We start from the raw sequence: 24,481 nt of genomic DNA on the forward strand, positions 1-24,481 counted from the left end.
GCGCAGTCTCCCAGGCAGTGGATGGCGTTGAACATCCGTTCCCAGGACGGCGCGCGGCCGCTACGCGGGCCACGATTGCGTGGTAAGAGCCAGATTCCAGGATTCGCCCGGGCCATACTTTTGGCATGAACATCGGGGCCGATCCGCTATGGCGCTAGCGCTATCGCCCTAAACGTTCCCGCAGGAACTCGATGAAGCGCTGCGTCTTCGCCGGCAGCAGACGGGTTTCCGTGATGGCATAGACGGGCATCGGCGTGCCGTGCCAGGCCGGCATGATGCGACGCAGCTTCCCGCTGGCCAGTTCATCGGCGACGACTTCCTCGGGCATCAGGATGACGCCCATATCGAGCGTCGCCAGGCGGCGGATCATGCCAACGCTGTTGAGGGCGAACCGACCACCCACCGACACCGTAGCGGTCCGTTTCCCGTCGTGCAATGTCCACGAGTCCGCTTTCAGGATGCCCAGGCACTCATGCCGTGCCAGGTCGGCGGGCTTGCCTGGCTCGCCCGACCGTTCCAGGTAGCCGGGCGAGGCATAGAGGTAAGGCGCGAGTGAAGCCAGCGTACGCGCGATCAGTTGCGAGCTTTCGGATTCTCCCATGCGGATCGCCACGTCGAAGGGTTCGCTGACCAGGTCGACTCGTCGTGGCGTCAGGTCGAAGTCGAAGGTGATGCCCGGATAGAGGCCGGCGAACTCTGCGATCAAGGGCGCCAGGTAGGTTACGGCGAAATCCACCGGCAACGATGCGCGCAGCACGCCGCTGGGCTGGGCCAGCATTTCGCCGAGTTGCTCGTGCGCCAGCCGGGCTTCATCGACGATGCGCTTGCAGCGCTCGAAGTAGATCTGGCCGGCCTCGGTCAGTTCGATCTTGCGGGTTGTGCGATGGAGCAGGCGCAGTCCGATTGCTTTCTCCAATCCGCTGATCCGGCGCGATAGTGTCGAATTCGGCACGCCCATCGCCTCCGCAGCGCTGCGAAAACCCTTGGCTTTGACGACCTCGACGAACAAGGCCATGTCGTTAAGCAGTTCCATGCACATTGCTCCATGAGCGGATCAATGTTCTCCAAATTACCATATTTATCCCGAACGAGGATCGCGCGATGATGCCTCCATCCACCCCAACCGAGGATTTCATCGTGAGCAAACTGTTCGATTCCGTCCGCGTCGGCCGCTACACCCTGCAGAACCGCGTGGTCATGGCACCGATGACCCGCAGCCGTGCGCAGTACGACGGCACGCCGGGAGAGTTGGCCGCCGAGTATTACGCCCAGCGCGCCAGCGTCGGCCTGATCGTTACCGAAGGCACCCAGCCCTCGGACGACGGCCAGGGTTACCTGACCACGCCAGGCATCTACACCGACGCCCATGTCGCCGGCTGGAAGACAACCACCGATGCCGTGCACGCCAAGGGCGGCCACCTCTTCATCCAGCTGATGCACGCCGGGCGCATGTCGCACCCGGATAACGCGCCGCATCACCGGCAGGGCGTCGCACCGTCGGCCATCGCCCCGGGCACGCCGATGTTCACGGCCAAGGGCATGCAGGACATTCCCGTGCCGCGCGCCATGACCACCGGGGAAGTGCGCCAGACTGTCCGGGATTTCCGCTATGCGGCCCGCCGCGCGATCAAGGCTGGTGCCGATGGCGTCGAGATTCACGGCGCCAATGCCTACCTGATCCAGCAATTCTTCGCCCCGAGCGCGAACACGCGAACCGATGAATATGGCGGTTCGATCGAGAACCGCGCCTGCTTCGCCATCGAAGTCGCCACCGCGATCGCCGACGAGATCGGCGCGGACCGCACCGCCATCCGCCTGTCGCCCGGCACGACGATGTGGGGCATCGACGAAGGCGTCGAAGGCCCGGACCTGTACCGCTACCTGGTCGCCGAACTCGACAAGCTCGGGCTGGCCTACCTGCACATCATGCACCAGGGCAACGAGCCGCTGCTGACCGATCTCCGCAAGCTCTGGCAGGGCACGCTGATCCTCAACCGGCCGGGCCGCCCGCGCGAGCAGGTCGGGGCCGACCTCGCGGCGGGGCTGGCCGACCTGGAGGCCTATGGCCAGATGATCCTTGCGAACCCGGATTTCGTCGCGCGGCTGAAGGACCACGCGCCGATGAACGAGGCGGACCGCACTGGATTCTTCGGCGGCGCGGCGCAGGGCTACACCGACTACCCGACCCTGAGCGAAGCCCAGAACGCCTGAGGCGAACATCAGCGCGTGATTGGCCCACTGCAGCGCGCCAATCACGGCCAGCCACTTCCAGGCCGCCGGCTGCTTTAATGAGCTGCCGTCGGCGCCATCGCCTGGCGCGGTGTGCTATCGCAACGCGCAGGGGCAGGGCTGGGACGGTCGCGGCCCCATGCCGGACTGGCTGCAGCGGGCGGTCCATGCCGGGCAGACCGTGGAACATTTCCGGGTGCCCATCGCCGGGGTAACGGAGCGCGCCGCGAGGGGAGGTGCCGATTTGAAGTCAAACGGTCAGCCGGAGGTGCGGCGGATTTTTGACGAATCCCGGCCATCCCTCGAGGAGGCTCAGGCTCTCATGCCGAGTGCATCATGTGAGCCGCAAATCCTCAAAAGCAGCTCACAAATTGAGGCGTATATGGCAAAATACGGCTCATGACTACGAGCTCCCCCTGGATTTGGCGTCGCGCAGATTGGCCCGCAGGGTCTCTCGTCCATGACGCCGAGTTGGCCGCGCCTGACTTGGCGGAAGCCTACCGGATACACGGTGTCTTGGAGGGCAAGGCCATGGCCATCGGCCTTGGCAGTACCAGCCAGGTAGCCCTTGATGCGCTGTCCGATGAGGTGCTGGCCACGGCTGCCATTGAGGGTGAGCGGCTCTCGCTCGATGCCGTTCGCTTGTCCGTCATGAGGCGGCTTGGATTGGCGACGTCCGGACCCATCAACCGCAATGTCGATGGGCTGGTGGAAGTCATCAGTGACGCAACGACAGCGATTGATACGCCCCTGGACGAAGATCGTCTGTGCCGTTGGCAATCTGCGCTATTCCCTGGTGGCACTTCAGGCATTCATCGAATCGCCGTCGGTCGCTATCGTGGCCATGCCGATCCCATGCAGATCGTGAGCGGTCAACCGGGCCGCGAGGTGGTGCATTACGAGGCGCCGCCCTCGAAGGACGTGCCGGCTCAGATGAAACGCTTCCTCACCTGGTTCGCCGATACCTCGCCGGCGCAGGCCACGGCGTTGCCGGCACGTGGCAAGCCCATCGACGGCTTCGCTCGCGCCGCCATCGCACACCTGTGGTTCGAGAGCATCCACCCGTTTGAGGACGGCAACGGCCGCATTGGTCGGGCTATTGTCGACATGGCCATGGCTCAGCATCTGAGACAGCCGATGCGCCTGTACAGTCTGTCGCGGCAGTTCCTGACCTCACGCGCGGCATACTACGACGCCCTAAACCACGCCCAGCGCGGTGAAACCGACGTTACGGCGTGGGTGCAGTGGTTTGCGCGCCAAATCACGGCCGCTTGTCATGCCGCGAGCCAGGTCATCGACCAGGCGATCGAGAAAAGGCGCTTTTGGGAGAAGCAGGAGGGCAGCGGTCTTCATGAGCGGCAGCGCAAAGTGTTGCAGCGACTCCTCGATGACGGAGACGGCGGTTTCTCGGGCGGACTGAACGCTGAGAAGTATATGAAGATGACCGGAATCTCAAAGGCCACGGCTACACGCGATCTCACCGAGATGGTCATGGGCGGGCAATTGTGGAGCCACGGCGTGGGCAAAGCGGTGCGCTATTACATCAGCGTGCCGGGGTGGGCGCATGGCGTAGGGATGGAGACGAGCCCGATTGGTCCAGATGCGGAAGTGGGTTCAGTCGTTGCCGACGAGGAGCGCGAGACCAAGCAGTCCGAGCGGAATGTACGCGCTGCAGTCGAAGCGGGTGGCTATACCGTGTCCGAGAAGTCCGGTGGGCAAGACCGGCAATACATTGGCCCCATCGTGGCCGTGTCCACGCTGCACGTCGCCCAGCATATCGGTCGTAGGCAGGTTGTCATCCATGACACCCGCTTGCTCGACAGAGTGCCGGCCATGGGCGACCGCCTCGACATGAAGTTCAAGGACGGGCACGGTACTGTGCTCGACATGGACCGCGCCGACAAGGATCTCGGCCGCTGAGCGAGAGAGCGCGCAAAAAATGGGGAGGTCGATTTCGTCAAACCGTGCTGGCTTCCGGCAGGCTTGCACGGTCGGCTATGTTCGTTGGCCGATGCCGGCTTAGCGATTCTGCACCGATGCAACTCGTGACGGGGGATGCGGGTCATTGCGGCGCAATGTTCCTCTAGGTGTGAAGCTTCAATACGTTGTATCCATGGTTCATCCGAACTGAGTCAGGAAAACTGGAAGTCGCCAAACACCCAGACCGCCAGGATCTCAGCCGGATGAACATCCATAAGAATGCCCGACTCACCCTTGCCTGTTGACCGGAGATGGTTCAAGACATCACCGAACATGCCCTGAGCGTGCCCAAGCCCTAACCAATCGGCAGCGTCACTACAACTGGCTCGGCCACATAGCGGCATTGGCGGCCTCGCGCCCATGTCCCGACTTCCAGCGTCGAGAAATAACGTCTTGACGCTTCACATCTAGTGTTCTGTCCCGCAAGAAACTTTATTAATGGTGCGACGTCCGATGGTCACTTCCCTTGTAAGGAGCGACCATGGGACGACCAGGAAGCTTACCGCCTCCGCAGTCAGCCGACGCGCCACGGTGCCGCGCGAGATCGAGCGGCTGGCCAATCTCAGCAATGGAACTGCGTGACGCACCTATCGGGCCGACCTTCGCAGCTTCTTGCGCTTCGTTGGCACCGCCCGACGCCGCTGCGCCGGCGGCTTGATGGCGCGTTGCCAGAGTGCGGTGGGAGTGCCGGACGACTGCAGATTGACTGAGTTAGACTAGAGTGCATTGCAGTCGCCCCCGCTCGGTTTAGGTTTTAGGACGCACACTATGCTGGATCGCATTTTCTCAGTGGTACAGCGCGATAACGAACCTCCCTCCCGTTTCCTTGCTCGGGTTGCCGTCCGCGTACTTTCCGTTGTTGCGGGCCTTGCTGTTTTCACATATTGCAGCATCGTTCTGTTTTTCCCGCTTCTCTACAGCCTCCCTTACGCCCCGGCCAAATTTTTGGGTGCCTTCGTTCTCATTCTGGCGGTCTTGGCTACCGGAGCCGCGGCGTTGGGCGGCATATTTGCCATCGTTCAAATTACATGGAAAGTTGGAGCGAGTCGAAAGACTTGGCTTGAGGTGGTTCCCGACGCTCTGCGAATTCTCGTTCTCTTCCTCTTGTGTACGTTTGGAGCCTACCTGTTTATTCGAGGGCTAGTGCTCGGTGAGGTCGATCACGTATCTCATCGCATCAAGGAAAGTTACCGCGTCGCGGACGAGCCGATGGGATACTTTGTTCACATGTTCTTCTATATTGCTTTGACTGCAATGCTTTACTGGTACATGTCCAAGCTTTTTATTACCCTTGTGCGACGATTCCGTGTCCTGGCTCATCATTCCAGCGAATCGCCTTCGGTGCCCGCCGAATTCAAACGCGGGCGACACTAGTGTTGCGTCCCAGAAATGACTTTACGTAGGCGCTCTTATATGCTTTATGCGGCGTATATGAGATGAGGGTTTCTCGCCGGGAGGCTTCGACTTCGCTCACTATCGTTGAGCGTCGGCAGGTCGCCGAGCCGTGCAGTTCGCGCCCCAGCCGCCGCCTGTTTGGGATGATCCGCTGATGGTGGCAGTGCCGGCGCGGCATCCGCTATTGGCCTACGCGCTGCCTTGCACCAAGGCACGAACCAGTCCCGGCTCGGTCCGGCTGATCTTGTCGTGCAGCGCGGTGATGAAAACGGGCAGCGCCGGACTGGCCTTGGCCGCCGTAGGCGATAATGCCATCGCCGACTTCATCCGACTGGGAAAAACCTACGTCACAGAGGTCGCCATGCAGCCCCTTGATCTGTTGCGCCAAAGGAACCTCGGATAAACGTATCTCGATCTCTGGTTCCTTGTGGCGGCACAACGCCAAGAAGATAGAGAAGCGCGACGGCGTAATGCCGTCCGAAAGTGCATCCCGCAACTGACCGTGAAAACCCTTGGCGGCGCCTTTCACGCTGTCTCGCGCCTGCTGCAAAGCTGTGAAAACACGCGGCACATGCTCCATGAACAGCTTACCTGCACGTGTCAGTCTGGTGCTGTGTGTAGTGCGCACAAAAAGCTGCACGCCAAGATATTCTTCCAGTTCCTTGATGGTGCGCAATAGCGGTGACTGCTCGATGTGCAGCCGTTCGGCCACACGGGCGAAATGAAGTTCCTCGGCAACAGCAAGGAAACAACGGAGATGGCGGATGTCCATATGTCTTCGCTTTCTCCTTGCTGGTGGATCAGGTTTCGGCGCAATGCACGGCCCAAGTGCCTCCGACCAAGGCGACGATTGCCAGCACCAACGCGAATAGTGTCGCGCCGGACGCCAGCCCAACGGCGTCTATCAGATAGCCAGTCGCCACCGGCAGCAGGCCCGCTGGGATATAGCCGCCGATGTTGAGCACGGCATTGGACTGCGCGCGGTGTCTGTCCGGCACGTGCAGGCCGATCAAGGTCAACCCGCCGAGCTGGCCCAGCCCTTGCCCCGCGCCGGCCAGCAGCGCGGACGCGACCAATGCGGGAACCAGCGAGGCGTGGATCGCCAGAGCCAGGCTCGCCATCGCCAGCACCGTGGCGGCGGCGCTGGCGGCGAAGATGCGCGCGACTGGCCACTGCCGCACCGCGAACTGCACGCCGACCGCCGAGAAGAACATCGCGCAGGCCATGCCACCGGCCAGTAGCGGGCTGCGCACGTCGAGCAGCCGCGCCAGCAGCGACGGCCCCAATGCCAACACGAACGAGGTAGCGGTGATACCGGCGCAGAAGGTGGCGATGCCGCAGAGGACTTGCCGACGGTTCGCGACCGGCACGTGCGGCAGGCGTAAGCGGAACGGGTCGGTCGCCTTGTCACGGCGGGCCGGCAAGCGTATAGCCACGGCCAAGGCGCTGAGCAGTACCAGTGCCTCGATGACACGCCCGCCGATGCCACGCCTGACCTCCCGCCGCCGCTGGATGAGCCGGCCGTCGAAACCTTGCGGCTGGAAACCATCCTGGGCGCTCTGGCCGATCCCTTGCGTCTGACCATCGTGCATAAGCTGATGCGGGACTCGGACGCCTACGACCATCCCTGCGGCTGGTTCGGTTTCGACCGGCCCAAGTCGTCGCTGACCCATCACTTCAAGGCCCTGCGCGAAGCCGGAGTAATCCGCCAGCGACAATATGGACTGGAACGGCGCAGCCACCTGCGCCGTGAGGATCTGGAAATCCGTTTTCCGGGATTGTTGACGTTGGTGGAAAACTGGCAGCCGCCGGCGGCTAGATCGCAGCGCAGTACGAAATCCGACAAGCAGACTTAGCCCGTCGCCTTTCATTCAAATACAGCGGGAAAACCGTGATGCCTGGCGGCCAACACCACGACCAGCGTTGCCGCCAGCAAGCACCAGCAGCGCCGGCGAGAGCGCAGTAACGCCGAGGCGATGCAGCAGCATGCCGCCAATGATGCTGCCGCCCGCGATCGCCATGTTCCAGGCCGTGACCAGCATCGACTGCGCAACGTCGGCCGCGTTCCCGGCCGTCTTGGGGGGATCGTACTTTCCGTGTAAAAAATGGCGATGGCAGGGCTCGCAGCCTGATGCCAGCCTCGCTGCAGCGGGCCGTCAATGCGGGGCGGTCGGCGGAGCATTTCCGGATGGGTTGAAGTTACGCGACCGGACTGTGGCATCATTTGTTCGACCCTGATCGTTGCCGATGCGCAGCGCTACGTCAAAGACACCGGCATCAGCCTTCGCGCTACCATTGAGTTTCTTCGGAATACTGGGGCTACCAAGCCTTGCACCACGTTAGGAATTCAATTCATCGAAGCGCCGGATACGTGACCGGTACGTCCGATGGAAGGGGCCGCAAGGTTTTTTCCTATCCCGATTAGCCACAAAGCAAGCACCAGGAGTTCGCAATGTCAATCGCAACCTTGATTTCATTGTTTGGCTACAAGGCCTGGGCCAATTCGGAGCTGTTTGCTCTCCTGGCGACACTACCAGCAGAGCATGCAGAAGAACTTCACACCTGCGTTCGTACGCTCAACCACGTCTACGTAGTCGACAGTCTCTTTCGCGCTCACCTCAGTGGAGAGCCGCGGCCGTTTGACGACACAAATACAAAGACCACCCCATCACTTGGCCAGCTTCGAGAAGAAGTCGCGGCAACTGATGCGTGGTACCAGAGGTATACCTCGTCGCTCACCTCGGAAGAGGCATCGGGGGTTCTGGATTTCACTTTCACCGATGGTGATCGCGGTCGTATGTCCCGAGAGGAAATCCTCCTTCACATAGTCACGCATGGCGGGTATCACCGAGGCAATGTCGGGCAAGTCCTGAAGTCTATCTCGGTTGTACCGCCACGCGATCTCTACACCAGGTTCCTGCATCAGAGTGAGCCGGCTCGCAGGGCGGTCTAACCCTTCCATCGAGCGGAGAGCCGCAAGGGGGCTTCGCCCACTTGCGTCTGCCACTCAGGTCAAACGTTAGGGGTCGAAGTCACGTGCCAACGTTATCCGAACTTGCATTCCGCAAAGCCGTCCAAGAGAGTCTCGCGAGGCTCGACACCCAGATTGAGAATGTTCTTTCAAGCCTGATCGAGTACCGATATCCGCCCGAGGTATTCGTGCGCTCGTTTATCCGGCGAGCACTCGAAAGAACGACGTGAACACGGAAGCGCTGCGCCGGATTGCCGAGCTATGCGTCATCGAAGCCGAAAAGAACCGGCCCATTGATCGACGACTTCGAGATATGGCTGCGCTGCCGCAGCACCACGGAACCGGAATTGCGCGGGTCGATCGGCTCCGGCAGCGGTACGCCTTTATCCGTCGATCAATTCCGGATCCCAGGCAAACACGGTCTGTTTCTGCTCGCCAAGCCGCTCGATGCCCAGGGTGATGACGTCGCCAGGCTTCAGGAACTGGGGCTGCGGCTTCTTGCCCATGCCCACGCCGGGTGGCGTGCCGGTGGTGATCAGGTCGCCCGGCTCCAGTGTCATGAAATGGCTCAGGTAACTGACCAGCTGGGCCACCGTGAAGATCATGGTGCGGGTGTTGCCGGTCTGCTGGCGCTCACCGTTCACGTCGAGCCACATCGAGAGGTCTTGCGGGTCACCGACCTCGTCGGCGCTCACAAGCCAGGGGCCGATGGGGCCGAAAGTGTCGCATCCCTTGCCCTTGTCCCAGGTGCCGCCACGCTCGAGCTGGTACTCGCGTTCCGACACATCGTTGATGGTGCAGTAGCCCGCCACGTGGTTCAGGGCATCGGCCTCGCTGACATAACGGGCGCGGGTGCCGATCACCACCCCGAGTTCCACCTCCCAGTCGCTCTTGACCGAGCCCCGCGGCAACACGACCGGGTGATTGCAGCCCACGGCCGAGTCGACCGTCTTGGTGAAGACAATCGGCTCCTTGGGGATCGGCATGTTCGCTTCGGCGGCGTGGTCCGCGTAGTTCAGACCGATGGCAATGAACTTGCGCATGCCGGTCCATGGCACGGCCAGACGGCCCTGCGGGACGATGGGCAAGGTGCTGGCATCGAGGCTGCGCAGGGCCGCCATGCCGGGCTGGGACAAGGTGCCGGGGACGATGTCGGGCAGCGCCGGGCTGAGGTCGCGAACCGTGCCGTCCGTGTGCAGCAGTGCGGGCTTTTCTTGGCCCTTGGGGCCGTGGCGAAGCAGTTTCATGGTTGAAGTGGGAGCTTAGTTGGACCAACCGCCGTCAATGATCTGGGCGGTACCTGTTGTGAAAGATGATTCTTCGCTGGCCAGGTAGATAGCCAAGGCCGCAACTTCTTCGGCTCGCCCCAGGCGGGCCATGGGCTGGCGCTCCACGAAGCCCGCCTCGACCTGGGCCAGCGTCTGGCCGGTGGCTTGTGCCTGGGCCGTGATGCGCTCCAGCAACGATGGCGACATCACCGTGCCGGGACAAATGGCATTGCATCGGATCCCCTTGCCGACAAAGTCGGCAGCGACGGCTTTGGTCAGGCCGATAACAGCGGCCTTGGTGGTGCCGTACACGAATCGGTTGGGTGCGCCTTTGATGCTTCCCGCGACGGATGCCACATTGATGATGGACCCGTTGCCTCGCTCCAGCATGCCCGGCAGGAAGGCCCTGATGGTGCGAAATTGGGCGCGCACGTTGAGGTCGAATGCAAACGTCCACTCGTCTTCAGTGCACTCCAGCAGGTTACCTGCGTGGACGAAGCCTGCCGCATTGAAGAGCACATCAACCGGGCCCGCAGCCTCTGCCACGTCGCGAATGGCCTGGGCATCGGTGACATCCAGGACGTGGGTGCTACAAGCAATTTCCTGGCGCAAGGAAGCAAGCGCCTCCTGATTGATATCCGTTGCGATCACGCGCGCGCCTTGCGCGGCAAAAGCGATCGCGGTCGCTCTGCCGATGCCTTGTCCGGCCGCGGTGATGAAGGTGGTTTTTCCAGCCAGTCGGAGTGTCATGACGATTCTTCGAGTGAGTTCAGGGCTTGCTTTGGGCACTGAAACGACGTGCTGATCAACGCGCAGCGAGCGGCTTGCTTCCGGGAACAATGTCGCGTCGATGGGAGCGGTCCGGTCAGATCACCTTGCCCGGGTTCAGCAGCGCCCGCGGATCGAGCGCCTTCTTGATGACTCGCATCAGCTCGATCTCCTCGGGCGAGCGCGCATGGCCAAGCCATTGGCGCTTGAGGGTGCCGATACCGTGCTCGGCCGAGACCGTGCCGCCGTACTCGCGCACCAGGCCGTAGACAATGCCGTCGACCAGTGCCTTGGGCTGCTCCGCCGCGCCAGGCTGGTAGACGATGATGTGCAGATTGCCGTCGCCGATGTGGCCGTAGAACAGGGCCTGGACGCTGGGGATGCGGGCCTGGAGCACCTCGCGGCAGCGGCGCGCATAGTCGTCCATGCAGGCTACCGGCAGGCCGATGTCAAAGGCCAGGTGGCCAGGCCACAGCGGGTGCAGTTCGCCGCTGGCATCGCGGATGCTCCAGAACGCGCGGCCGTCGGCCAGCGACTGCGCGAGTGCCGCATTGGGAACCACGCCTGACTCCAGCAGACCGCCCAGCCAGGACTCGAAGCGCTGTGCGTCGTGCACCGGGTCGGTTCCCAGCGCCTCGACCAGCACGTAGGCGCCGTAGGCGGTGTTGTCGCCCTTGAGGGGGTTGCTCACACCCGGGGCCTGGGTGGTGGCAAATTGCCAGTAGTCGGGCCACATGACCTCGAAGGCCGAGAGCAGCGGTCCCAGGTTCTGGCGCGCCGAGTTCAGCAGCGTCAGCACGTTGCCGTAGTCCTTGGCGGCGCAGATCGCCACCATGGCCGAGGCCGGCTTGGGGAACATCCTGAGCACCACCCGGGTGATGATGCCCAGCGTGCCCTCGCTGCCGATGAACAGGTGCTTGAGGTCGAAGCCCGCGTTGTTCTTGATCATCTTGTTGAGGCTGGTGACCACGATGCCATTCGGCAGCACCACCTCGATGCCCAGCACCATCTCGCGCGCCATGCCGTAGCGGATCACGCGGTTGCCGCCGGCATTGGTCGACAGGTTACCGCCGATCGCGCACGAACCGCGTGCGCCAAGGTCCAGCGGACAGAAGAAGCCGGCGGCGGTGGCCGCCAGCTGGATCGTCTCCAGCGGCGTGCCGGCCAGCACGGTCATGGTAGCCGCGGCCGAATCGATTTCCTCGATGCCCACCATGCGCTCCAGCGACAGGGCGACCTGCCCCGCCGGCGCGCGTGCGCCGCCGCACAGGCCGGTCAGCCCGCCCTGGGGCACCACTGCCACGCCGTGCTCATGGCAGATGCGCATCGCGGCGGCTACCCCGGCCGTATTGGCAGGGCGAACCACGGCCAGCGGCGGGCTGGCCTGCAGGCCGCTGTAGTCATTATGGTTGCGCACCGGCACGTCGTCGCCGGCGAGCACGGCCAGCGGACCCAGCTCGGCGAGCAGGGCTTCGATGACGGAAGAGGGTGGAAGGGTCTGGTTCATGGCAGGAATCGGGTTGAATACAAGCAATTTGCAAACTGGGGGGCGCGTTCACCGAACGCAGCCCCGGGCCTGATCGACCGCGCGCCTCACCCCGCGAACCAGCGTAGCGGTGCCATCACGGTCTGCGGGAACGCCACCATGATGAACATCACGGCGAACTCGGCCAGCATGAAGGGCAACACGCCCTTAGTGACTTCATCCATCTTCATGCGGCCCACGCCGGCCACCACGTTGAGGATTGTGCCCACCGGTGGCGTGATCAGGCCGATCGAGTTGTTGATGATGAACAGCACGCCAAAATAGATCGGGTCGATGCCGGCTGCCTTGATCACCGGCATCAGCACCGGGGTCATGATCAGAATGGTCGGCGTCATGTCCATCGCGGTGCCGACGAGCATCACCAGCACCATGATCGCGATCAGCAGCAGGGTCTGGTTTTCCATGAAGGGCTTGAGCAGTTCCACCATCTGGGCCGGCAGATTGGCCACGGTGATGAGCCACGAGGACACCATCGCGGCGGCCACCAGGAACATCACCACGGCGGTGGTCTTGGCGGCGGTGGTGAAGATCGGGAGCAGCGCGCTCAGCGGCAGTTCACGGTACACCAAGCTGGCCACGAACAGCGAGTACACGGCGGCCACCACCGCGGCCTCGGTCGGGGTGAACACGCCCATGCGCAGCCCTACCAGGATGAACACCGGCAGCATCAGCGCCCAGATGGATTCGCGTGCTGACTGCCAGATTTCGGCCTTGGTCTTCTTCTCGGGCAGGACCAGGTCCTCCTTGCGGCCGAGCCACCACCAGGCCGTGGCCAGACCGACACCGATCAGGATGCCGGGGAAGATGCCCGCGATGAACAGCTTGCTGATGGAAACGTTGGCGGTGACGCCAAAGATCACAAAGCCGATGCTGGGCGGGATGATCGGGCCGATCACGCCGGAGGCCGCGATCAGGCCACCCGAAACTTCCTTCTTGTGGCCTGCCTTGATCATCATCGGCAGCAGCAGCGCGGTCAGCGCTGCGGCGTCGGCCACGGCCGAGCCTGACAGGGCCGACAGCAGGCAGGCGGCGAGGATCACCACATAACCCAGGCCCCCCTTGCGATGGCCGACGAGCGCCAGCGCGAAGTTCACGATGCGTTGCGACAGTCCGCCGACGTTCATGATTTCGCCAGCCAGCATGAAGAAGGGCACGGCCAGCAACGGAAAGCTGTCGGCGCCGTTGATGAAGTTCTGCGCCAGGATCTGGGCGTCGAACAGGTCGAGCTGCCACATCAAGGCCACGCCGCTGGCCAGCAGCGCGTAGGCGATCGGAATGCCGAGCGCCATGGCGCCGATGAGGCCGCCGAGAAAGATCAGTACGGTCATGTTGAGGTCTCCGGTTCTTTTTCTTGTTTCTTATCTGCGCGAGTGAGGCAGCGGCGTGTCGCCCAGGGGGGAGTGGCTTTGCGAGCCGCCGGCAGCGCTCTCGCGCGCCAGCTCGGCCTGGAGGGCCTCGAGCTCGGCCTGTTCCTCGGATTCCTTGACCATCACCAGCTCTTCATCGCTGAGCTGGCCGGTCAGCGCGCGCAGCAATTGAAGCACCAGCAGGAAGCCGGCGCAGACCGAGAAAGCCACCCCCGAGCTGTAAAAGATGGCCACCGAGGCCCCGGTGACGGGCGCTTGTACGTCCCAATTGATCTTGGCCTGTTGCCAGCTGCCGTCGAAGAACAGCCAGGTGATGTAGAGCATGAGCAGGTGACCCAGTACCAAGCAGACCTTTTTGCCCATTACCGGCAGGCGCGACACGAGCATGTCGGTGCCCAGGTGGGCGTTTTCCTTGATGGCGGTCACGGCGCCCAGGAAGGTGACCCAGACGAACAGCCAGCGCGACAGCTCCTCGCTGATCGCGATGCCCGAATTGAAGGCATAACGCAGCACGACGTTGCCGAAAACCAGCACCACCATGACGGCCAGAGCCAGGGCGATGAGAAGGTTAATGAACCGGCAATACCGGTCGATGAGGGTATTGAGCATAGGTTGTCTCCCTGATGGTCTGCGCCATCAATGCTTATCTTGGAACGGGGAAGGGGGGCGACGCCGGCAACCTGGCTGGTGGGCAGGCCGCCAACGCCGACTCAGAGCGCGCGGCCCTGCAGCAGGCCGCGCTCGGCCAGGTTGCCGATGAAGGCGCGCAAGCCAAAGCGCCAGGGGGCCGCGGTCTCGCTGTGTGTCACCCGGTTGTGCAGCCCCCCCAGCCAGGCGCTGCGGATGGTGACCACATCGCCGAGCTTGTGGGTGAAGCCGCCGCCGGGCTGGTCGCGGTCTTCAATGGGCGCAAACAGCGTACCCAGGAAGAGCATGAAGCCGTCGGGGTACTGGTGGGCGGCCAGAGTCTGCGCCACCAGGTCGGCCGGGTCGCGGCTGATGCTGCTCATGGTGTTGATGCCGCGCAGCTCGAAGCCGTCCGCACCCGCGACGCGCAGGTGCACGGTCTCGCGGCGCACCTCGTCCAGACCGAAGCCCGCGTCGAACAGCCGGATGAAGGGACCGATCGCGCAAGAGGCGTTGTTGTCCTTGGCCTTGCCCAGCAGCAGCGCGCTGCGGCCTTCGATGTCGCGCAGGTTGACGTCGTTGCCCAGGGTGGCGCCGACGATGCCGCCGCGGCTGTTTACCGCCAGCACGACTTCCGGTTCCGGGTTGTTCCAGTCCGAGTCGGCGCGGATGCCGATGTCCTCGCCGCAGCCCACCGAGGCCAGCACCGGGGCCTTGGTGAAGACCTCGGCGTCTGGGCCGATGCCCACCTCCAGGTATTGCGACCACAGGCCTTTTTGCTGCAGCAGTGCCTTGAGCGCCATCGCCTCCGACGAGCCGGGACGGATGTCGGCCAGGCTTTCGCCGATCAGCTCGATCACTTGGTTGCGCAGGCCCTGGGCCCGGCTGGCGTCGCCCCGCGCCTGTTCCTCGATCACGCGCTCTATCAGGCTGGCGGCGAAGGTCACGCCCGCAGCCTTCACGACCTGCAGGTCACAGGGGGCCAGAAGCCAGGGCAACGTCTCGTTGCGGGTGCCCGGCAGGCTGCTGGCCAGCAACTCTTCGACACTGCACAGGCGCCGGCCGGGTGTCCGGCGCGCCGCCTCGGCGGGATGCTCGGTATCGAGCAGCGTGCTCATGGTCGGGTAGTGTTCGCTCAGGTCGAACACGCCCTCCGGCCGCAGGGCGGCGACGGCCGGCCCAGGCAGGGCGCCGCCGACCCAGACACGGCCCACCAGGGTGCCCGCAAGGCCGTCGTCCGGCAACACCTGGACGTGCTTCACCGCACCGGCCAGCATGGCCGCTGTCACTTCGCTCATACGATTTCCTTTCAGGTTTCAAGCCACGGCCCAAGCCGCGCGCCCCGCCCGCGGCGCAGCGCTTGCAAGGCAGACGAGGCTCAATGGTTGTGGCGCGGTGTCTTCTCCGCGATGCGCCGGTAGTTCAACGCGAAATCCAGCGTGGCGCCGTCGACGAGCTGACCGGTCTTCTCCCGGTACAGCGCTTCCCAGGGGGATTGGCTCTGGGGGATTGGGGGCGCGGGGAGCTCGCGGCGGCGGCGCTCGATCTCTTCGGGCGGCACCAGCGCATCGCAGCGGCCGGCGTTGAGGTCGATGCGGATGAGGTCGCCGCTCTGCAGCCAGCTCAACCCGCCGCCCACCGCGCTCTCGGGCGAGACGTTGAGGATGGAGGGGCTGTCCGCCGTGCCGGACTGGCGGCCGTCGCCCAGGGTCGGCAGGGTCATGATGCCGCGCTGGATCAGGGCGTCGGGCGGCTGCATGTTGACCACCTCGGCCGAGCCCGGCCACCCGATCGGACCGGCGCCACGCATGATCAGGATGCAGCCCTCGTCGATGTCCAGTGCCGGGTCGTTGATGCGCGCATGGTAGTCATCGGCACCCTCGAATACCACGGCACGCGCCTCGAAGACGCCCTCTTCGCCCGGGCGGTTCAGGTAGCGCTCGCGGAAACGCTCGGAGATCACCGAGGTCTTCAGGATGCCGAAGTCGAACAGATTGCCGCTTAGCACCAGGAAGCCGGCCTTCTCCATCAGCGGCGCATGGAAAGGGAAGATCACCTCGCGATCGCGGGTCTCGCGGCCCTGCAGGTTCTCCGCCACGGTACGGCCGGTGACGCTGAGGCAGTCGCCATGCAGGCGGCCAGCCTGCTGCAGCTCGCACATCAGGGCCGGCACACCGCCGGCGCGGAAGAAGCGCTCGCCCAGGAAGCGGCCCGCTGGCTGCATGTTGAGCAGCAGGGGCAGGTCGTAGGCGTGCTCGGTCCAGTCTTGCGGCCGCAGCTCGACGCCAGCGTGGCGGGCCATGGCCATGATGTGCACCTGCGCGTTGCTGGATCCGCCTGCGCAACTGACCACCGACAAGGCGTTGAGGAAGCTCTCGCGGCTGAGGATGCGCGAGGGGCGCAAGTCCTCGTAGGCCATCTCGACGATGCGCCGGCCGGTCTCGTAGGCGATCTGGCCCCGCTCGCGGTAGGGGGCTGGAATGGCCGCGCAGCCCGGCAGCGACAGGCCCAGGGCTTCGGCCACGGCGTTCATGGTGGAGGCCGTGCCCATGGTGTTGCAGTGGCCCGCCGAGGGCGCGCTGCTGCAGGCGCGCTGCAGGAACTCTTCCTCGTCGATCTCGCCCGCGGCTAGCTGGCGGCGGCTGCGCCAGATCACGGTGCCCGAGCCGACCAGTTCGCCGTTGTGCCAGCCGTCGAGCATGGGTCCGCCGGAGAGCACGATGGCAGGGATGTCGACGGTGGAGGCGGCCATGATGCCCGCAGGCGTGGTCTTGTCGCAGCCCGTCGTCAGCACCACGGCGTCGATGGGGTAGCCGTACAGGATTTCCACCAGGCCCAGATAGGCCAGGTTGCGGTCGAGCGCTGCGGTGGGACGGCGACAGTTCTCGAAGATGGGGTGCATGGGGAATTCCATCGGAATGCCGCCAGCATCGCGGATGCCATCGCGCACGCGCCTGGCCAGATCCAGATGGATGCGGTTGCAGGGCGAGAGGTCGCTGCCAGTTTGGGCGATGCCGATGATGGGCCGACCCGCGCGCAGCTCCTCGGGCGTGAGCCCATAGTTCATGAAACGTTCGAGGTAGAGCGCTGTCATGTCCGAGCGCTCGGGATCGGCGAACCAATCGCGGGAGCGGAAGGCACGGCGGGCTTTCTTGTCCATGTCGAAACCTGTAGCGGAGAAATCAGGGAGTCAAAGAACGGCGCGTTGCTTCTGCTCGGCGCCTGCGAGGATCATTTCGCCGCGATGGAGTTGGTCTTGCGGACCTTGGCCAGTTCGCTCATCAGCTCGTTCGTCGTTTCCTCGCCGAACTCCTTGCTGTACTTGGTCAGCACCGGCTGCAGCTTGGCGCGCAGCTTGGCCTGCTCGGCCGGTGGCAGCTCGGTGACCTGCATGCCGGCCTTCTTTAGCTCCCCCAGCGCCTTGTTGCCGAAGGCGCGGATGGTCTTGCGCTCATACAGCGTGGCCTCGCGCGCGGCCTCCTGCACAATCTTCTGCTCCTGCGGCGACAGGCCGTCCCAGGTCTTCTTGGACATCAGCAGCACCCAGGCGCTGTACATGTGGCGCGACAGCACCAGGTGCTTTTGCACCTCGTAGAACTTGCTGGCCAGGATGGTGGCGGTCGGGTTCTCCTGGCCATCCACGGCTGCCTGCTCCATCGCCGAATAGAGCTCGGTGAAGGGCATGGGCGTGGCGTTGGTGCCCAGCGCATTGAAGGTATCCAGGAACAGCGGGCTCTGGATCACGCGCAGCTTGAGCCCGCCGAGGTCGTCGGCCCGGTTGATAGGGCGACGGGAGTTGGTGACGTGGCGAAAGCCGTTCTCCCAGTAGCCCAAGCCGATGAGACCCTTCTCGGGCAGCTTGGCGAGCAGCTTCTGGCCAAAGGGGCCATCCAGCACGGCATCGGCTTCCTGCTCGTTGTTGAAGGTCAGCGGCAGGTTGAGTACGCCAAAGGGCTTGATCAGCGACATCAAGGTGGAGGTGTCGGGGACCGTCATCTCCAGGGTGCCGCCGCGCAGCGCCGAGGTCATGCTCACGTCATTGCCCAGCGAGCCGCTGGCATACAGCTTGGCGACCAGCTTGCCGCCGCTGCGGGCCGCGAGTTGTTCGGAGAAATGCTTGACGGCCATGGCCTGAGGATGATCTTCGCTCAGGCCGACACCGACCTTGAACACGCGTTCCTTGATTTGCGCAGACACCGGGCCGGCAAGCATGGCCAGCGCCGTGGCGGCCATGGCGAGGGATTTCAACTTCATCAATGTCTCCAATGGAATGATTTTGTCGCGACGGCTGCGCCATCGGCGCCACGCTAGACCTCTCCAGGGCCGTCTCGACGCAGGCGAGAGGTTAGGTCTGGCACCTGTACCGGTCCACTGAATTTTTTGCTAGGATCCATTCCAAATGCTTATGAGCTCAGAAATTTTCTCGGGTAAACCCCTGTCCATGGCGCAGGCCTGCGGGCGCCTGCGATTCCGACATCTCCAGTTCCTCGACATCCTCGGCCACACCCTCAACCTGAGGCTTACCGCCGAGCAGATGCACATCACGCAACCGGCGGCCACCAAGATCCTGATGGATATCGAGGAAATCCTGGAGGCACGCCTGTTCGAGCGCCTGTCACGTGGCATGCTGCCCAACGAGCTGGGCCTGTTCACGCTGCGCTATGCCGACGCCGCGCTGGCAGGGCATCGCAAGTTCGTGGATGAATTCAATGCACTCAAGCAAGGGGGGCATGGCCACCTGTCCATTGGCGCGATCACGGGCTCGGCCGCGCACCTGCTGATGGCCACAGTGGCGGAGATCCAGCGCCGGCGTCCACTGCTGGTGCTCAGGATCCTGGAGCAAAGCAGCGACCAGCTGGTGATCTGGCTGGCCGAGCGCAAGGTCGACCTGATGATCGGGCGCTTCACAGACGAGGCGCACAGGGCCCAGTTCCAATACGAGCGCCTGTCCAGCGAACCGCTGCAGGTGGTGGCCGGGCTCGATCACCCCTTGCGCGGGGCGCACGACCTCGATCTGACCAAGCTGGCCCACTGGCCCTGGATTCTCTACCCGCGCTCCACGGCCGTGCGCAAAGTGTCTGACGACATCTTCGGCCGCACCGGGCTCGCGCTCACGTCCGGCGTGGTCGAGACTCCCTCTTTCCTGTTCGCCCTGGAACTGATGCAGAGCACGGACATGCTGTCGCTGCAACCCGCCGCCCTGGTGGACAAGTACGTGAACAGGGGCCTGCTGGCCCGGATCCCCGTCGAGTTGCCGGATCGCATGCCCGACTACGGTCTGATCACGCGCTTGGGCGAGGCGCCGACCCCCGCCGCGCAGGCCTTCATGGAGGTGCTGCGCGAGAAGGCGGGCAGCGCCGGTGAAACCGCCTGAATCGGTCGCGGGCTGACCTCGCCGGGTCTCGCTCACACGCCTGCGGCCGCGACCGCTAATCAAAAAACCCTCTGCTCCATGTCGTTTAGGACAAAAACCTCGCCATCAACGATGTGCCCATGGCCAAGTGAGGCTAGGCCAGCGCCGAGTTCGGGAAACCATGTCGTTGGATCGGCACCGTTTTTCGTTTGGAGACGGCAAGGGGAGGTAGAAGCGAGAATGCGGTATCCGTCGAACTTTTAAGAGTAGCTCCTTCAGTGTTGCGATAGGCTGGGCGTTGCTCTTCCGAAACGCGACCAGCCCCGAGGAGGGCGAGGTGGCGCGCCTTTGCTGCCTGTCGACAGGATTGAGCCCCAAAGCTATCCACGTCGCCAGCAAGTTCTTCTCAAAGAGCAGCGTGAAATGAAGGACATCCCTCCACAGGAGTCAAACACTACTGACAGGAACTGACAGTAGTATCTATTACTCTTTGGTTTCCTGTGGAAAGGAAAATTCCTCAGGCATTCATCAACAACATAAAGAAGGACACTCCAATGACACGTGCCATTACTATTCTCACCGAGAATTTTTCCGATTGGGAAACCGCCCTGATAAATTCCACTGGTCGTGCCTATTACGGCTTCGATACGCGCTTCGCCACCCCCGATGGCGCTCCAGTCACCTCCTCCGGAGGCATGATCGTCACCCCGCACTTGGCGCTCGAAACCATCTCACTCGATGAGCTTGACCTGCTAATCGTATGTGGAGGTACTATCTGGAAAACCGATCTGGCCCCAAATATCGCAGCGCTAGTTGCCGCTGCCCATGAGAGAAACATCGTCGTCGCTGGCATTTGCGACGGTACCCGTGTGTTGGCGCAAGCGGGCGTGCTCGATAACCTCCGTCATACGTCCAATTCGGCAGAAAACCTGTCGGAACTGAATTATGGTGGAGCCGCTTACTATCAGGATGTCCCTTATGCAGTTGCCGATCAGCATGTCGTTACAGCTCCCGGTACCGCCCCGGTCAGCTTCATGGCCCAAATCTTGCGCACCTTAGGTATAAGTGACGAAAACCTCAACGCCTACCTCGCGATGCACGCTGCCGAGCACTCATGGCTCCCAGCCATTCCCCCCCGACGCGACAGCGTTAGGGGGAGGCACTGATTCAGCGACTGCAGCCGGAGTAATGCGCAACCACCTGTCCTGGCGCCCATCATAGAGCGTCGTCCTTCAGATCTGGTTGAACCCGACGCGGGATAGCAGTTCAGAGAATCTGGGATCGAAGCGAGCGCTGTCGAAGGTAGGTTCTGTCCTGAGCTCAATGAAGTCGGGACTGTGCTCATCGTAGGCTTTTTCCAGCCAGCCGAAGGTCTGCTCTTTGTCCCCGAGCGAACCAAACACTTTCGCCATGTTGTAGGGGTGGATGTAGTGCTTTTCGGATTCCGTCTCCAGCGCATCCACGATCTGCTGCATGGCCGCTCTCATGTCGGCGGCAGCGTAGGTCTGGGCCAGCCCCGTCAGCGCCTCTGTGCTCCTCCCGGAAAGCGTTACAGCCTTCTGCATCTCCTCGATTGCGTCATGGAACAACTTCTGTTGCTGGTAAACCAATCCCAGCCTGAAGTGAAGCAGAAAGTGGTTTGGATCGATTTCCAGGGCTTTACGGAGTTCTTCCCGTGCCTGGTCGTATCGCCGAGCAAGGTACAAGATGATGGCAACAGATGAATTCAGCACTGAGTTCAACGGATCCATCTGTTGGGACTGCCTGACCCTGGCAATGGCTTCTTCGGCTCTGCCTGCCATCATGAGATATTCCGCGTACCAATAATAGGCGATCGCGTGTCCTGGATTCAGTTCAATGGCGCGCAGGAAATCCTGTTCCAGATCGACCCAATCCCAATCGTGCAAACGCACATGGGCAAGTGATGCATAAGCCTCACCCAAATCAGGTTCAATCTGCAGCGCTTTCCTGGCGGCCATTTTTGCTTTATGAAACGTTTCGCGCGCAGGGCTCACGCCGCGACATGCAAGCATCGTGTAAGCATCGGCCACTCCATCATAGGCGGCCGCAAAGTTCGGCTGGTGTCCAATAGCGAGCTGAAAATACTCAATGCTCTTTCGCATTCCTTCTTCGGTGCGCTTGGACCAGAAGTGACGCCCCTTGAGATACGCTTCGTGCGCCTGCGCATCAATGGCAGGAGTACGGTCTAAACGCCCTTGCTCGTGCGGCGTGAGCTTGATCTCAATCTCGCGGGCAATTGCCTTGGCCACCTCGATCTGGAGTGCCAGGATGTCATGTCGGTTCCCCTCGTAGGTTTCGGCCCAAAGGTGCGTTTCGTCGCTTACCCGGATGAGCTGCGCCGCAACCCGTACCCGATCTCCGGCACGCCGGACGCTTCCCTCAAGCACGTGGGAAACCCCGAGGTCTTGGCCGATCTGATGAATGGTCTTGGTCGTGGATTTGTAGCGCATCGCCGAAATCCGGGCGATTACACCCAGGCGCTCCGGGCTGAGCCGGGCAAGTTGGGTGATCATATCCTCAGTTAAGCCCTCACTGAAGTAATCATATTTGTCGCCGCCACCGAGACTTTCGAACGGAAGCACGACCAGTATCACTCGCCCCTCCGATAGCCATGGATTATTTGGGAGCGGTAATGCTTCCGGTTCACTCGGTTCGCTTTCCACCAGCGCCCTGCCGTTAGGTTGCAAACGCCCCGCTCCATCCTCAGTGAGCGGCGGCCTTCCTGGGACAGCAGTGACCGGTCGGTGCCGGTTCCGATACAGCGCATCAGCCACAATGATTGCGATTCCAACAAAGACAATCACCGGCCGGGCATCGAGCGCCAAGCGCGACAAATGCTCCACCCTCTCTGGCGCCGCAATATAGCGGATTAGTCGAGCGATGAATTCCTGCGGCGCGAAGCCGGTGATTGCCAAGAGGACGCCCCCAATGAACCATTCGCTAACCCGCGCTCGCAACATCGCCCACAGGTGCCTCGGTATTCGCTGTGGGGTTCGTCCGTCTTTTTCATCTTCCATGGCGTCCCCGCATAGAGTCGTGTCGACCAGGCGTTCCGGTCCCTGACGCGGCACAGGAAGTTGGGAGGTGGGCCAAGGCGTACACGCCGTCGGAATCTTCGCGCGGCATTCTCTAGCCTACACAAACGGCGCTCATTGTTTCTGTGGCGAGAGGTGGCGCAGCGCAGCAGTCCGCTAGCAGCCTTCAAGTGACTCGAACGATTCGTGCGCGCGGGAGGATCAAGAAGATTGCAATTCGTACCACGCCAACATAGCTACATTAATAACTATCTGCTTTTCTCAGACGAAAATCTACGCACCTCTGCGCAGACCACCCAGCCCCTCCAGTGGATTCGCCCCCTCGGAGAGGGCGTCTCGGAGAAAGGAATTTCTTTCGAATGTAAGAATCGGGGCTACCTGAACAAAGGCGCAAAGCAATGGCCGACGCCGTGCTCACGGAACGTGACCCCGTCCATGCGCCATCGGTCAGCGTCGAATACCAGAACGTCCACTCCTGGCTGCCGCCGAACGCGGCCGGCCATAGCCAACCGTGGATTCAACGGGTCGATGCCTGGCGGCGCTTCACGAAGCATTGCAGACATCCGCTTGCCGAGCCGCCTGCGCAGGGGAGATCTTGATAGCATGCAGCTATGCATGATCAAATAAGGAAATCGCTACACGATTCGTTGGCATCGCTGCTATCATGCCGCGCATCGTGCGCGGGTGTAGCTCAATGGTAGAGCAGAAGCCTTCCAAGCTTATGACGAGGGTTCGATTCCCTTCACCCGCTCCATCGTGACTCTGGCTCATGCCTGGTTAGAGTCACGGTCCAGGGCCACTGGCATTGCCGCAGCCAGAGCCCGCAGCCACGGCTGCTGACGACGCACTGGACCGGTAGTCCGAACCAGGTTTGTGCTGGGACCTTAGCTGACTCCCTACAGTGTAGGGCCGGTTCTGCTACTGGTGCATGATGCAGGATGCCAAGCCATTTCGGGCGGCCACCCATGCTTCGTTCAATGCGAGCGCCTCAGTTGCCGGCAAGGCCTTACCAGCGGGCTGCGCACCGGAAGGCTCCTCGGCTACGCCCGAGCAGGGCGGAAAATCCGTCGGGAGAAGCCATTTCGCCAAGAAGGTGCCTAGCGCGTCGAGCAGCACGTCGGAACTCAGCCCTTGCGCGCCGCCAAGGCGGGGACTCAGTACCAGCGCGGTCTGATCATGCTCGAAGACCTGCAAGCGCCGCACCAGATCGGCCGGCTGCAGGAGCACATCGGCCCCCTCCACGTCCTCGAAGCCGAACGCATGCAGATAGTCGCGCGCGTGGCGTTCACCGAGGCACAGTACCACGCGGGGCCGGTGCTGGCGGCGCAGCGACGAGATGAAGCGGAAGCGCCCGCCGAGGCGACACAGGCGTAAATACTCCGACTTGGCACCCAACACCTGCAGCTCGCGGAATACCTTGCTCCAGGGCAAGGTGTGATCTGTTCTCTCAGGCAATGGGAAGAGATTCAGCTTGAATTCCCATCCATTCGGCACGTAGAGATATCGGTCAAAGTACTCCCGTGCATTGATCGGAATGCGCCCCGGGGGCAAGGCAGCTGACCGCGCTGCAGCCAACATCCGTGCGATGCGGTAATGCGACTGCCAGCGCGGCAATAGGTGTGCATGGCGCGAACGGAACTCCCTGTCCCATGCCGCGGGTATCGGCTGCCCCTGCAACGCTACCGATAGCGGTACGCAGCTAGACAGCGGGGCCACGTCGCACACCCAGATGGCGGCGGCCGGGTTGCCGCCATCCATCCCCGCAAACGACGTAAATGCAAGGTCCAACTCCGCACGACTAAGTGCGGAGAGTCGAGGTTGCTGCATCCGATTCAAACCCTCATGGATCGCGCGAGGCAAGCCGACGATCGCCTGTCTGGCCAATGTTCAAAGCCAAAGAATAAGAGCGCCGGTCCCCTCG

The 24,481-nt window shown here is 62.7% G+C and carries 21 protein-coding genes, 1 tRNA gene and 3 pseudogenes; 11 read left to right on the forward strand and 14 right to left on the reverse strand.

The features are described 5' to 3' along the window. Positions 1 to 160 precede the first annotated feature (160 nt). Positions 161 to 1,033, reverse strand: a complete 873-nt coding sequence (locus AC3FOF_RS33545; protein ID WP_488729043.1) for a LysR family transcriptional regulator — start codon at positions 1,031 to 1,033, stop codon at positions 161 to 163. Between the two features lie 104 nt (positions 1,034 to 1,137). Here AC3FOF_RS33545 and AC3FOF_RS33550 point away from each other — a divergent pair, with 104 nt between their 5' ends. From AC3FOF_RS33550 to AC3FOF_RS33570, 5 genes and pseudogenes are all read left to right on the forward strand, one after another. Continuing rightward, positions 1,138 to 2,211: an alkene reductase gene (locus tag AC3FOF_RS33550; protein ID WP_488729044.1), complete on the forward strand. Its 1,074-nt coding sequence runs from the start codon at positions 1,138 to 1,140 to the stop codon at positions 2,209 to 2,211. Between the two features lie 109 nt (positions 2,212 to 2,320). Then, on the forward strand, positions 2,321 to 2,632 hold the full coding sequence (locus tag AC3FOF_RS33555) for an H-NS family nucleoid-associated regulatory protein (RefSeq protein ID WP_488729072.1): 312 nt from the start codon (positions 2,321 to 2,323) through the stop codon (positions 2,630 to 2,632). Next, the gene (locus tag AC3FOF_RS33560) at positions 2,629 to 4,149 is read left to right on the forward strand and encodes a Fic family protein (RefSeq protein WP_488729045.1); all 1,521 of its coding nucleotides are present in this window, start codon (positions 2,629 to 2,631) and stop codon (positions 4,147 to 4,149) included. The genes AC3FOF_RS33555 and AC3FOF_RS33560 overlap by 4 nt, the downstream gene beginning before the upstream one ends. Positions 4,150 to 4,501: 352 nt before the next feature. Continuing rightward, positions 4,502 to 4,620: pseudogene (locus AC3FOF_RS33565) on the forward strand (IS481 family transposase); the annotation flags it as partial. 357 nt (positions 4,621 to 4,977) lie between these two features. Further along, positions 4,978 to 5,583, forward strand: a complete 606-nt coding sequence (locus tag AC3FOF_RS33570; protein WP_488729046.1) for a hypothetical protein — start codon at positions 4,978 to 4,980, stop codon at positions 5,581 to 5,583. A gap of 322 nt (positions 5,584 to 5,905) precedes the next feature. Here the strand turns inward: AC3FOF_RS33570 and AC3FOF_RS33575 are convergent. Further along, positions 5,906 to 6,376: pseudogene (locus tag AC3FOF_RS33575) on the reverse strand (LysR family transcriptional regulator); the annotation flags it as partial. Positions 6,377 to 6,404: 28 nt separating this feature from the next. Next, complete coding sequence (locus tag AC3FOF_RS33580) at positions 6,405 to 7,196, reverse strand: hypothetical protein (RefSeq protein WP_051078375.1); 792 nt, start codon at positions 7,194 to 7,196, stop codon at positions 6,405 to 6,407. Here AC3FOF_RS33580 and AC3FOF_RS33585 point away from each other — a divergent pair. Further along, the gene (locus tag AC3FOF_RS33585; RefSeq protein ID WP_488729047.1) at positions 7,176 to 7,460 is read left to right on the forward strand and encodes an ArsR/SmtB family transcription factor; all 285 of its coding nucleotides are present in this window, start codon (positions 7,176 to 7,178) and stop codon (positions 7,458 to 7,460) included. The two genes, AC3FOF_RS33580 and AC3FOF_RS33585, sit on opposite strands and share 21 nt — an antisense overlap. Positions 7,461 to 7,471: 11 nt before the next feature. On the opposite strand, the pseudogene AC3FOF_RS33590 reads toward AC3FOF_RS33585, so the two are convergent. Then, positions 7,472 to 7,682, reverse strand: a pseudogene (locus AC3FOF_RS33590) (MFS transporter); the annotation flags it as partial. Between the two features lie 374 nt (positions 7,683 to 8,056). On the opposite strand from AC3FOF_RS33590, the gene AC3FOF_RS33595 reads away from it, so the two are divergent. Beyond that, positions 8,057 to 8,557, forward strand: a complete 501-nt coding sequence (locus AC3FOF_RS33595; RefSeq protein ID WP_017224240.1) for a DinB family protein — start codon at positions 8,057 to 8,059, stop codon at positions 8,555 to 8,557. 401 nt (positions 8,558 to 8,958) lie between these two features. Here AC3FOF_RS33595 and AC3FOF_RS33600 read toward each other — a convergent pair whose 3' ends face one another. From AC3FOF_RS33600 to AC3FOF_RS33635, 8 genes are all read right to left on the reverse strand, one after another. Further along, the gene (locus AC3FOF_RS33600; protein ID WP_488729048.1) at positions 8,959 to 9,822 is read right to left on the reverse strand and encodes a fumarylacetoacetate hydrolase family protein; all 864 of its coding nucleotides are present in this window, start codon (positions 9,820 to 9,822) and stop codon (positions 8,959 to 8,961) included. A gap of 15 nt (positions 9,823 to 9,837) precedes the next feature. Next, positions 9,838 to 10,593 (reverse strand): SDR family oxidoreductase, encoded by a 756-nt coding sequence (locus AC3FOF_RS33605; protein ID WP_276266350.1) that lies wholly within the window; start codon positions 10,591 to 10,593, stop codon positions 9,838 to 9,840. A gap of 115 nt (positions 10,594 to 10,708) precedes the next feature. Next, positions 10,709 to 12,118, reverse strand: coding sequence for an FAD-binding oxidoreductase (locus AC3FOF_RS33610; RefSeq protein ID WP_017224237.1), 1,410 nt, complete (start codon positions 12,116 to 12,118; stop codon positions 10,709 to 10,711). An 86-nt stretch (positions 12,119 to 12,204) separates the two neighbouring features. Next, positions 12,205 to 13,485 (reverse strand): TRAP transporter large permease subunit, encoded by a 1,281-nt coding sequence (locus tag AC3FOF_RS33615; protein WP_276266348.1) that lies wholly within the window; start codon positions 13,483 to 13,485, stop codon positions 12,205 to 12,207. Between the two features lie 30 nt (positions 13,486 to 13,515). Beyond that, entirely contained in the window at positions 13,516 to 14,133 is a 618-nt protein-coding gene (locus AC3FOF_RS33620) for a TRAP transporter small permease (RefSeq protein WP_276266347.1), read from the reverse strand. A gap of 101 nt (positions 14,134 to 14,234) precedes the next feature. Further along, positions 14,235 to 15,449, reverse strand: coding sequence for a fumarylacetoacetate hydrolase family protein (locus tag AC3FOF_RS33625; RefSeq protein ID WP_488729049.1), 1,215 nt, complete (start codon positions 15,447 to 15,449; stop codon positions 14,235 to 14,237). A gap of 80 nt (positions 15,450 to 15,529) precedes the next feature. Then, complete coding sequence (locus AC3FOF_RS33630) at positions 15,530 to 17,311, reverse strand: IlvD/Edd family dehydratase (RefSeq protein ID WP_488729050.1); 1,782 nt, start codon at positions 17,309 to 17,311, stop codon at positions 15,530 to 15,532. A 71-nt stretch (positions 17,312 to 17,382) separates the two neighbouring features. Next, the gene (locus AC3FOF_RS33635; RefSeq protein WP_276264475.1) at positions 17,383 to 18,405 is read right to left on the reverse strand and encodes a TRAP transporter substrate-binding protein; all 1,023 of its coding nucleotides are present in this window, start codon (positions 18,403 to 18,405) and stop codon (positions 17,383 to 17,385) included. A gap of 151 nt (positions 18,406 to 18,556) precedes the next feature. Between AC3FOF_RS33635 and AC3FOF_RS33640 the strand changes: the two genes are divergently transcribed. Both AC3FOF_RS33640 and AC3FOF_RS33645 read left to right on the forward strand, forming a co-directional pair. Then, the gene (locus tag AC3FOF_RS33640; protein ID WP_035805656.1) at positions 18,557 to 19,525 is read left to right on the forward strand and encodes a LysR family transcriptional regulator; all 969 of its coding nucleotides are present in this window, start codon (positions 18,557 to 18,559) and stop codon (positions 19,523 to 19,525) included. A gap of 533 nt (positions 19,526 to 20,058) precedes the next feature. Further along, a complete protein-coding gene (locus AC3FOF_RS33645) occupies positions 20,059 to 20,670 on the forward strand; it encodes a type 1 glutamine amidotransferase family protein (RefSeq protein ID WP_488729051.1) in 612 nt (203 codons plus the stop codon). A 66-nt stretch (positions 20,671 to 20,736) separates the two neighbouring features. On the opposite strand, the gene AC3FOF_RS33650 is transcribed toward AC3FOF_RS33645, so the two are convergent. Continuing rightward, positions 20,737 to 22,542 carry a tetratricopeptide repeat protein gene (locus tag AC3FOF_RS33650; protein ID WP_488729052.1) on the reverse strand — a complete coding sequence of 602 codons (1,806 nt, stop codon included), beginning with the start codon at positions 22,540 to 22,542 and terminating at the stop codon, positions 20,737 to 20,739. A gap of 416 nt (positions 22,543 to 22,958) precedes the next feature. Here AC3FOF_RS33650 and AC3FOF_RS33655 point away from each other — a divergent pair, with 416 nt between their 5' ends. Both AC3FOF_RS33655 and AC3FOF_RS33660 read left to right on the forward strand, forming a co-directional pair. Next, positions 22,959 to 23,159 (forward strand): hypothetical protein, encoded by a 201-nt coding sequence (locus tag AC3FOF_RS33655; RefSeq protein ID WP_488729053.1) that lies wholly within the window; start codon positions 22,959 to 22,961, stop codon positions 23,157 to 23,159. An 81-nt stretch (positions 23,160 to 23,240) separates the two neighbouring features. After that, positions 23,241 to 23,314, forward strand: a tRNA-Gly gene (locus AC3FOF_RS33660). 164 nt (positions 23,315 to 23,478) lie between these two features. On the opposite strand, the gene AC3FOF_RS33665 is transcribed toward AC3FOF_RS33660, so the two are convergent. Then, on the reverse strand, positions 23,479 to 24,387 hold the full coding sequence (locus AC3FOF_RS33665; protein WP_488729054.1) for a transcriptional regulator: 909 nt from the start codon (positions 24,385 to 24,387) through the stop codon (positions 23,479 to 23,481). Positions 24,388 to 24,481: the final 94 nt, after the last annotated feature.

The organism is Cupriavidus sp. 96C5-1 (assembly GCF_057798855.1).

Bases quoted from the DNA above. Each gene is read 5' to 3' on its own strand.
- AC3FOF_RS33545 (WP_488729043.1), bottom strand. From the start codon at position 1,033: ATGGAACTGCTTAACGACATGGCCTTGTTCGTCGAGGTCGTCAAAGCC.
- AC3FOF_RS33560 (WP_488729045.1), top strand. From the start codon at position 2,629: ATGACTACGAGCTCCCCCTGGATTTGGCGTCGCGCAGATTGGCCCGCA.
- AC3FOF_RS33570 (WP_488729046.1), top strand. From the start codon at position 4,978: ATGCTGGATCGCATTTTCTCAGTGGTACAGCGCGATAACGAACCTCCC.
- AC3FOF_RS33580 (WP_051078375.1), bottom strand. From the start codon at position 7,196: ATGCACGATGGTCAGACGCAAGGGATCGGCCAGAGCGCCCAGGATGGT.
- AC3FOF_RS33595 (WP_017224240.1), top strand. From the start codon at position 8,057: ATGTCAATCGCAACCTTGATTTCATTGTTTGGCTACAAGGCCTGGGCC.
- AC3FOF_RS33600 (WP_488729048.1), bottom strand. From the start codon at position 9,822: ATGAAACTGCTTCGCCACGGCCCCAAGGGCCAAGAAAAGCCCGCACTG.
- AC3FOF_RS33605 (WP_276266350.1), bottom strand. From the start codon at position 10,593: ATGACACTCCGACTGGCTGGAAAAACCACCTTCATCACCGCGGCCGGA.
- AC3FOF_RS33610 (WP_017224237.1), bottom strand. From the start codon at position 12,118: ATGAACCAGACCCTTCCACCCTCTTCCGTCATCGAAGCCCTGCTCGCC.
- AC3FOF_RS33615 (WP_276266348.1), bottom strand. From the start codon at position 13,485: ATGACCGTACTGATCTTTCTCGGCGGCCTCATCGGCGCCATGGCGCTC.
- AC3FOF_RS33620 (WP_276266347.1), bottom strand. From the start codon at position 14,133: ATGCTCAATACCCTCATCGACCGGTATTGCCGGTTCATTAACCTTCTC.
- AC3FOF_RS33625 (WP_488729049.1), bottom strand. From the start codon at position 15,449: ATGAGCGAAGTGACAGCGGCCATGCTGGCCGGTGCGGTGAAGCACGTC.
- AC3FOF_RS33630 (WP_488729050.1), bottom strand. From the start codon at position 17,311: ATGGACAAGAAAGCCCGCCGTGCCTTCCGCTCCCGCGATTGGTTCGCC.
- AC3FOF_RS33635 (WP_276264475.1), bottom strand. From the start codon at position 18,405: ATGAAGTTGAAATCCCTCGCCATGGCCGCCACGGCGCTGGCCATGCTT.
- AC3FOF_RS33640 (WP_035805656.1), top strand. From the start codon at position 18,557: ATGAGCTCAGAAATTTTCTCGGGTAAACCCCTGTCCATGGCGCAGGCC.
- AC3FOF_RS33645 (WP_488729051.1), top strand. From the start codon at position 20,059: ATGACACGTGCCATTACTATTCTCACCGAGAATTTTTCCGATTGGGAA.
- AC3FOF_RS33650 (WP_488729052.1), bottom strand. From the start codon at position 22,542: ATGGAAGATGAAAAAGACGGACGAACCCCACAGCGAATACCGAGGCAC.
- AC3FOF_RS33655 (WP_488729053.1), top strand. From the start codon at position 22,959: ATGGCCGACGCCGTGCTCACGGAACGTGACCCCGTCCATGCGCCATCG.
- AC3FOF_RS33665 (WP_488729054.1), bottom strand. From the start codon at position 24,387: ATGCAGCAACCTCGACTCTCCGCACTTAGTCGTGCGGAGTTGGACCTT.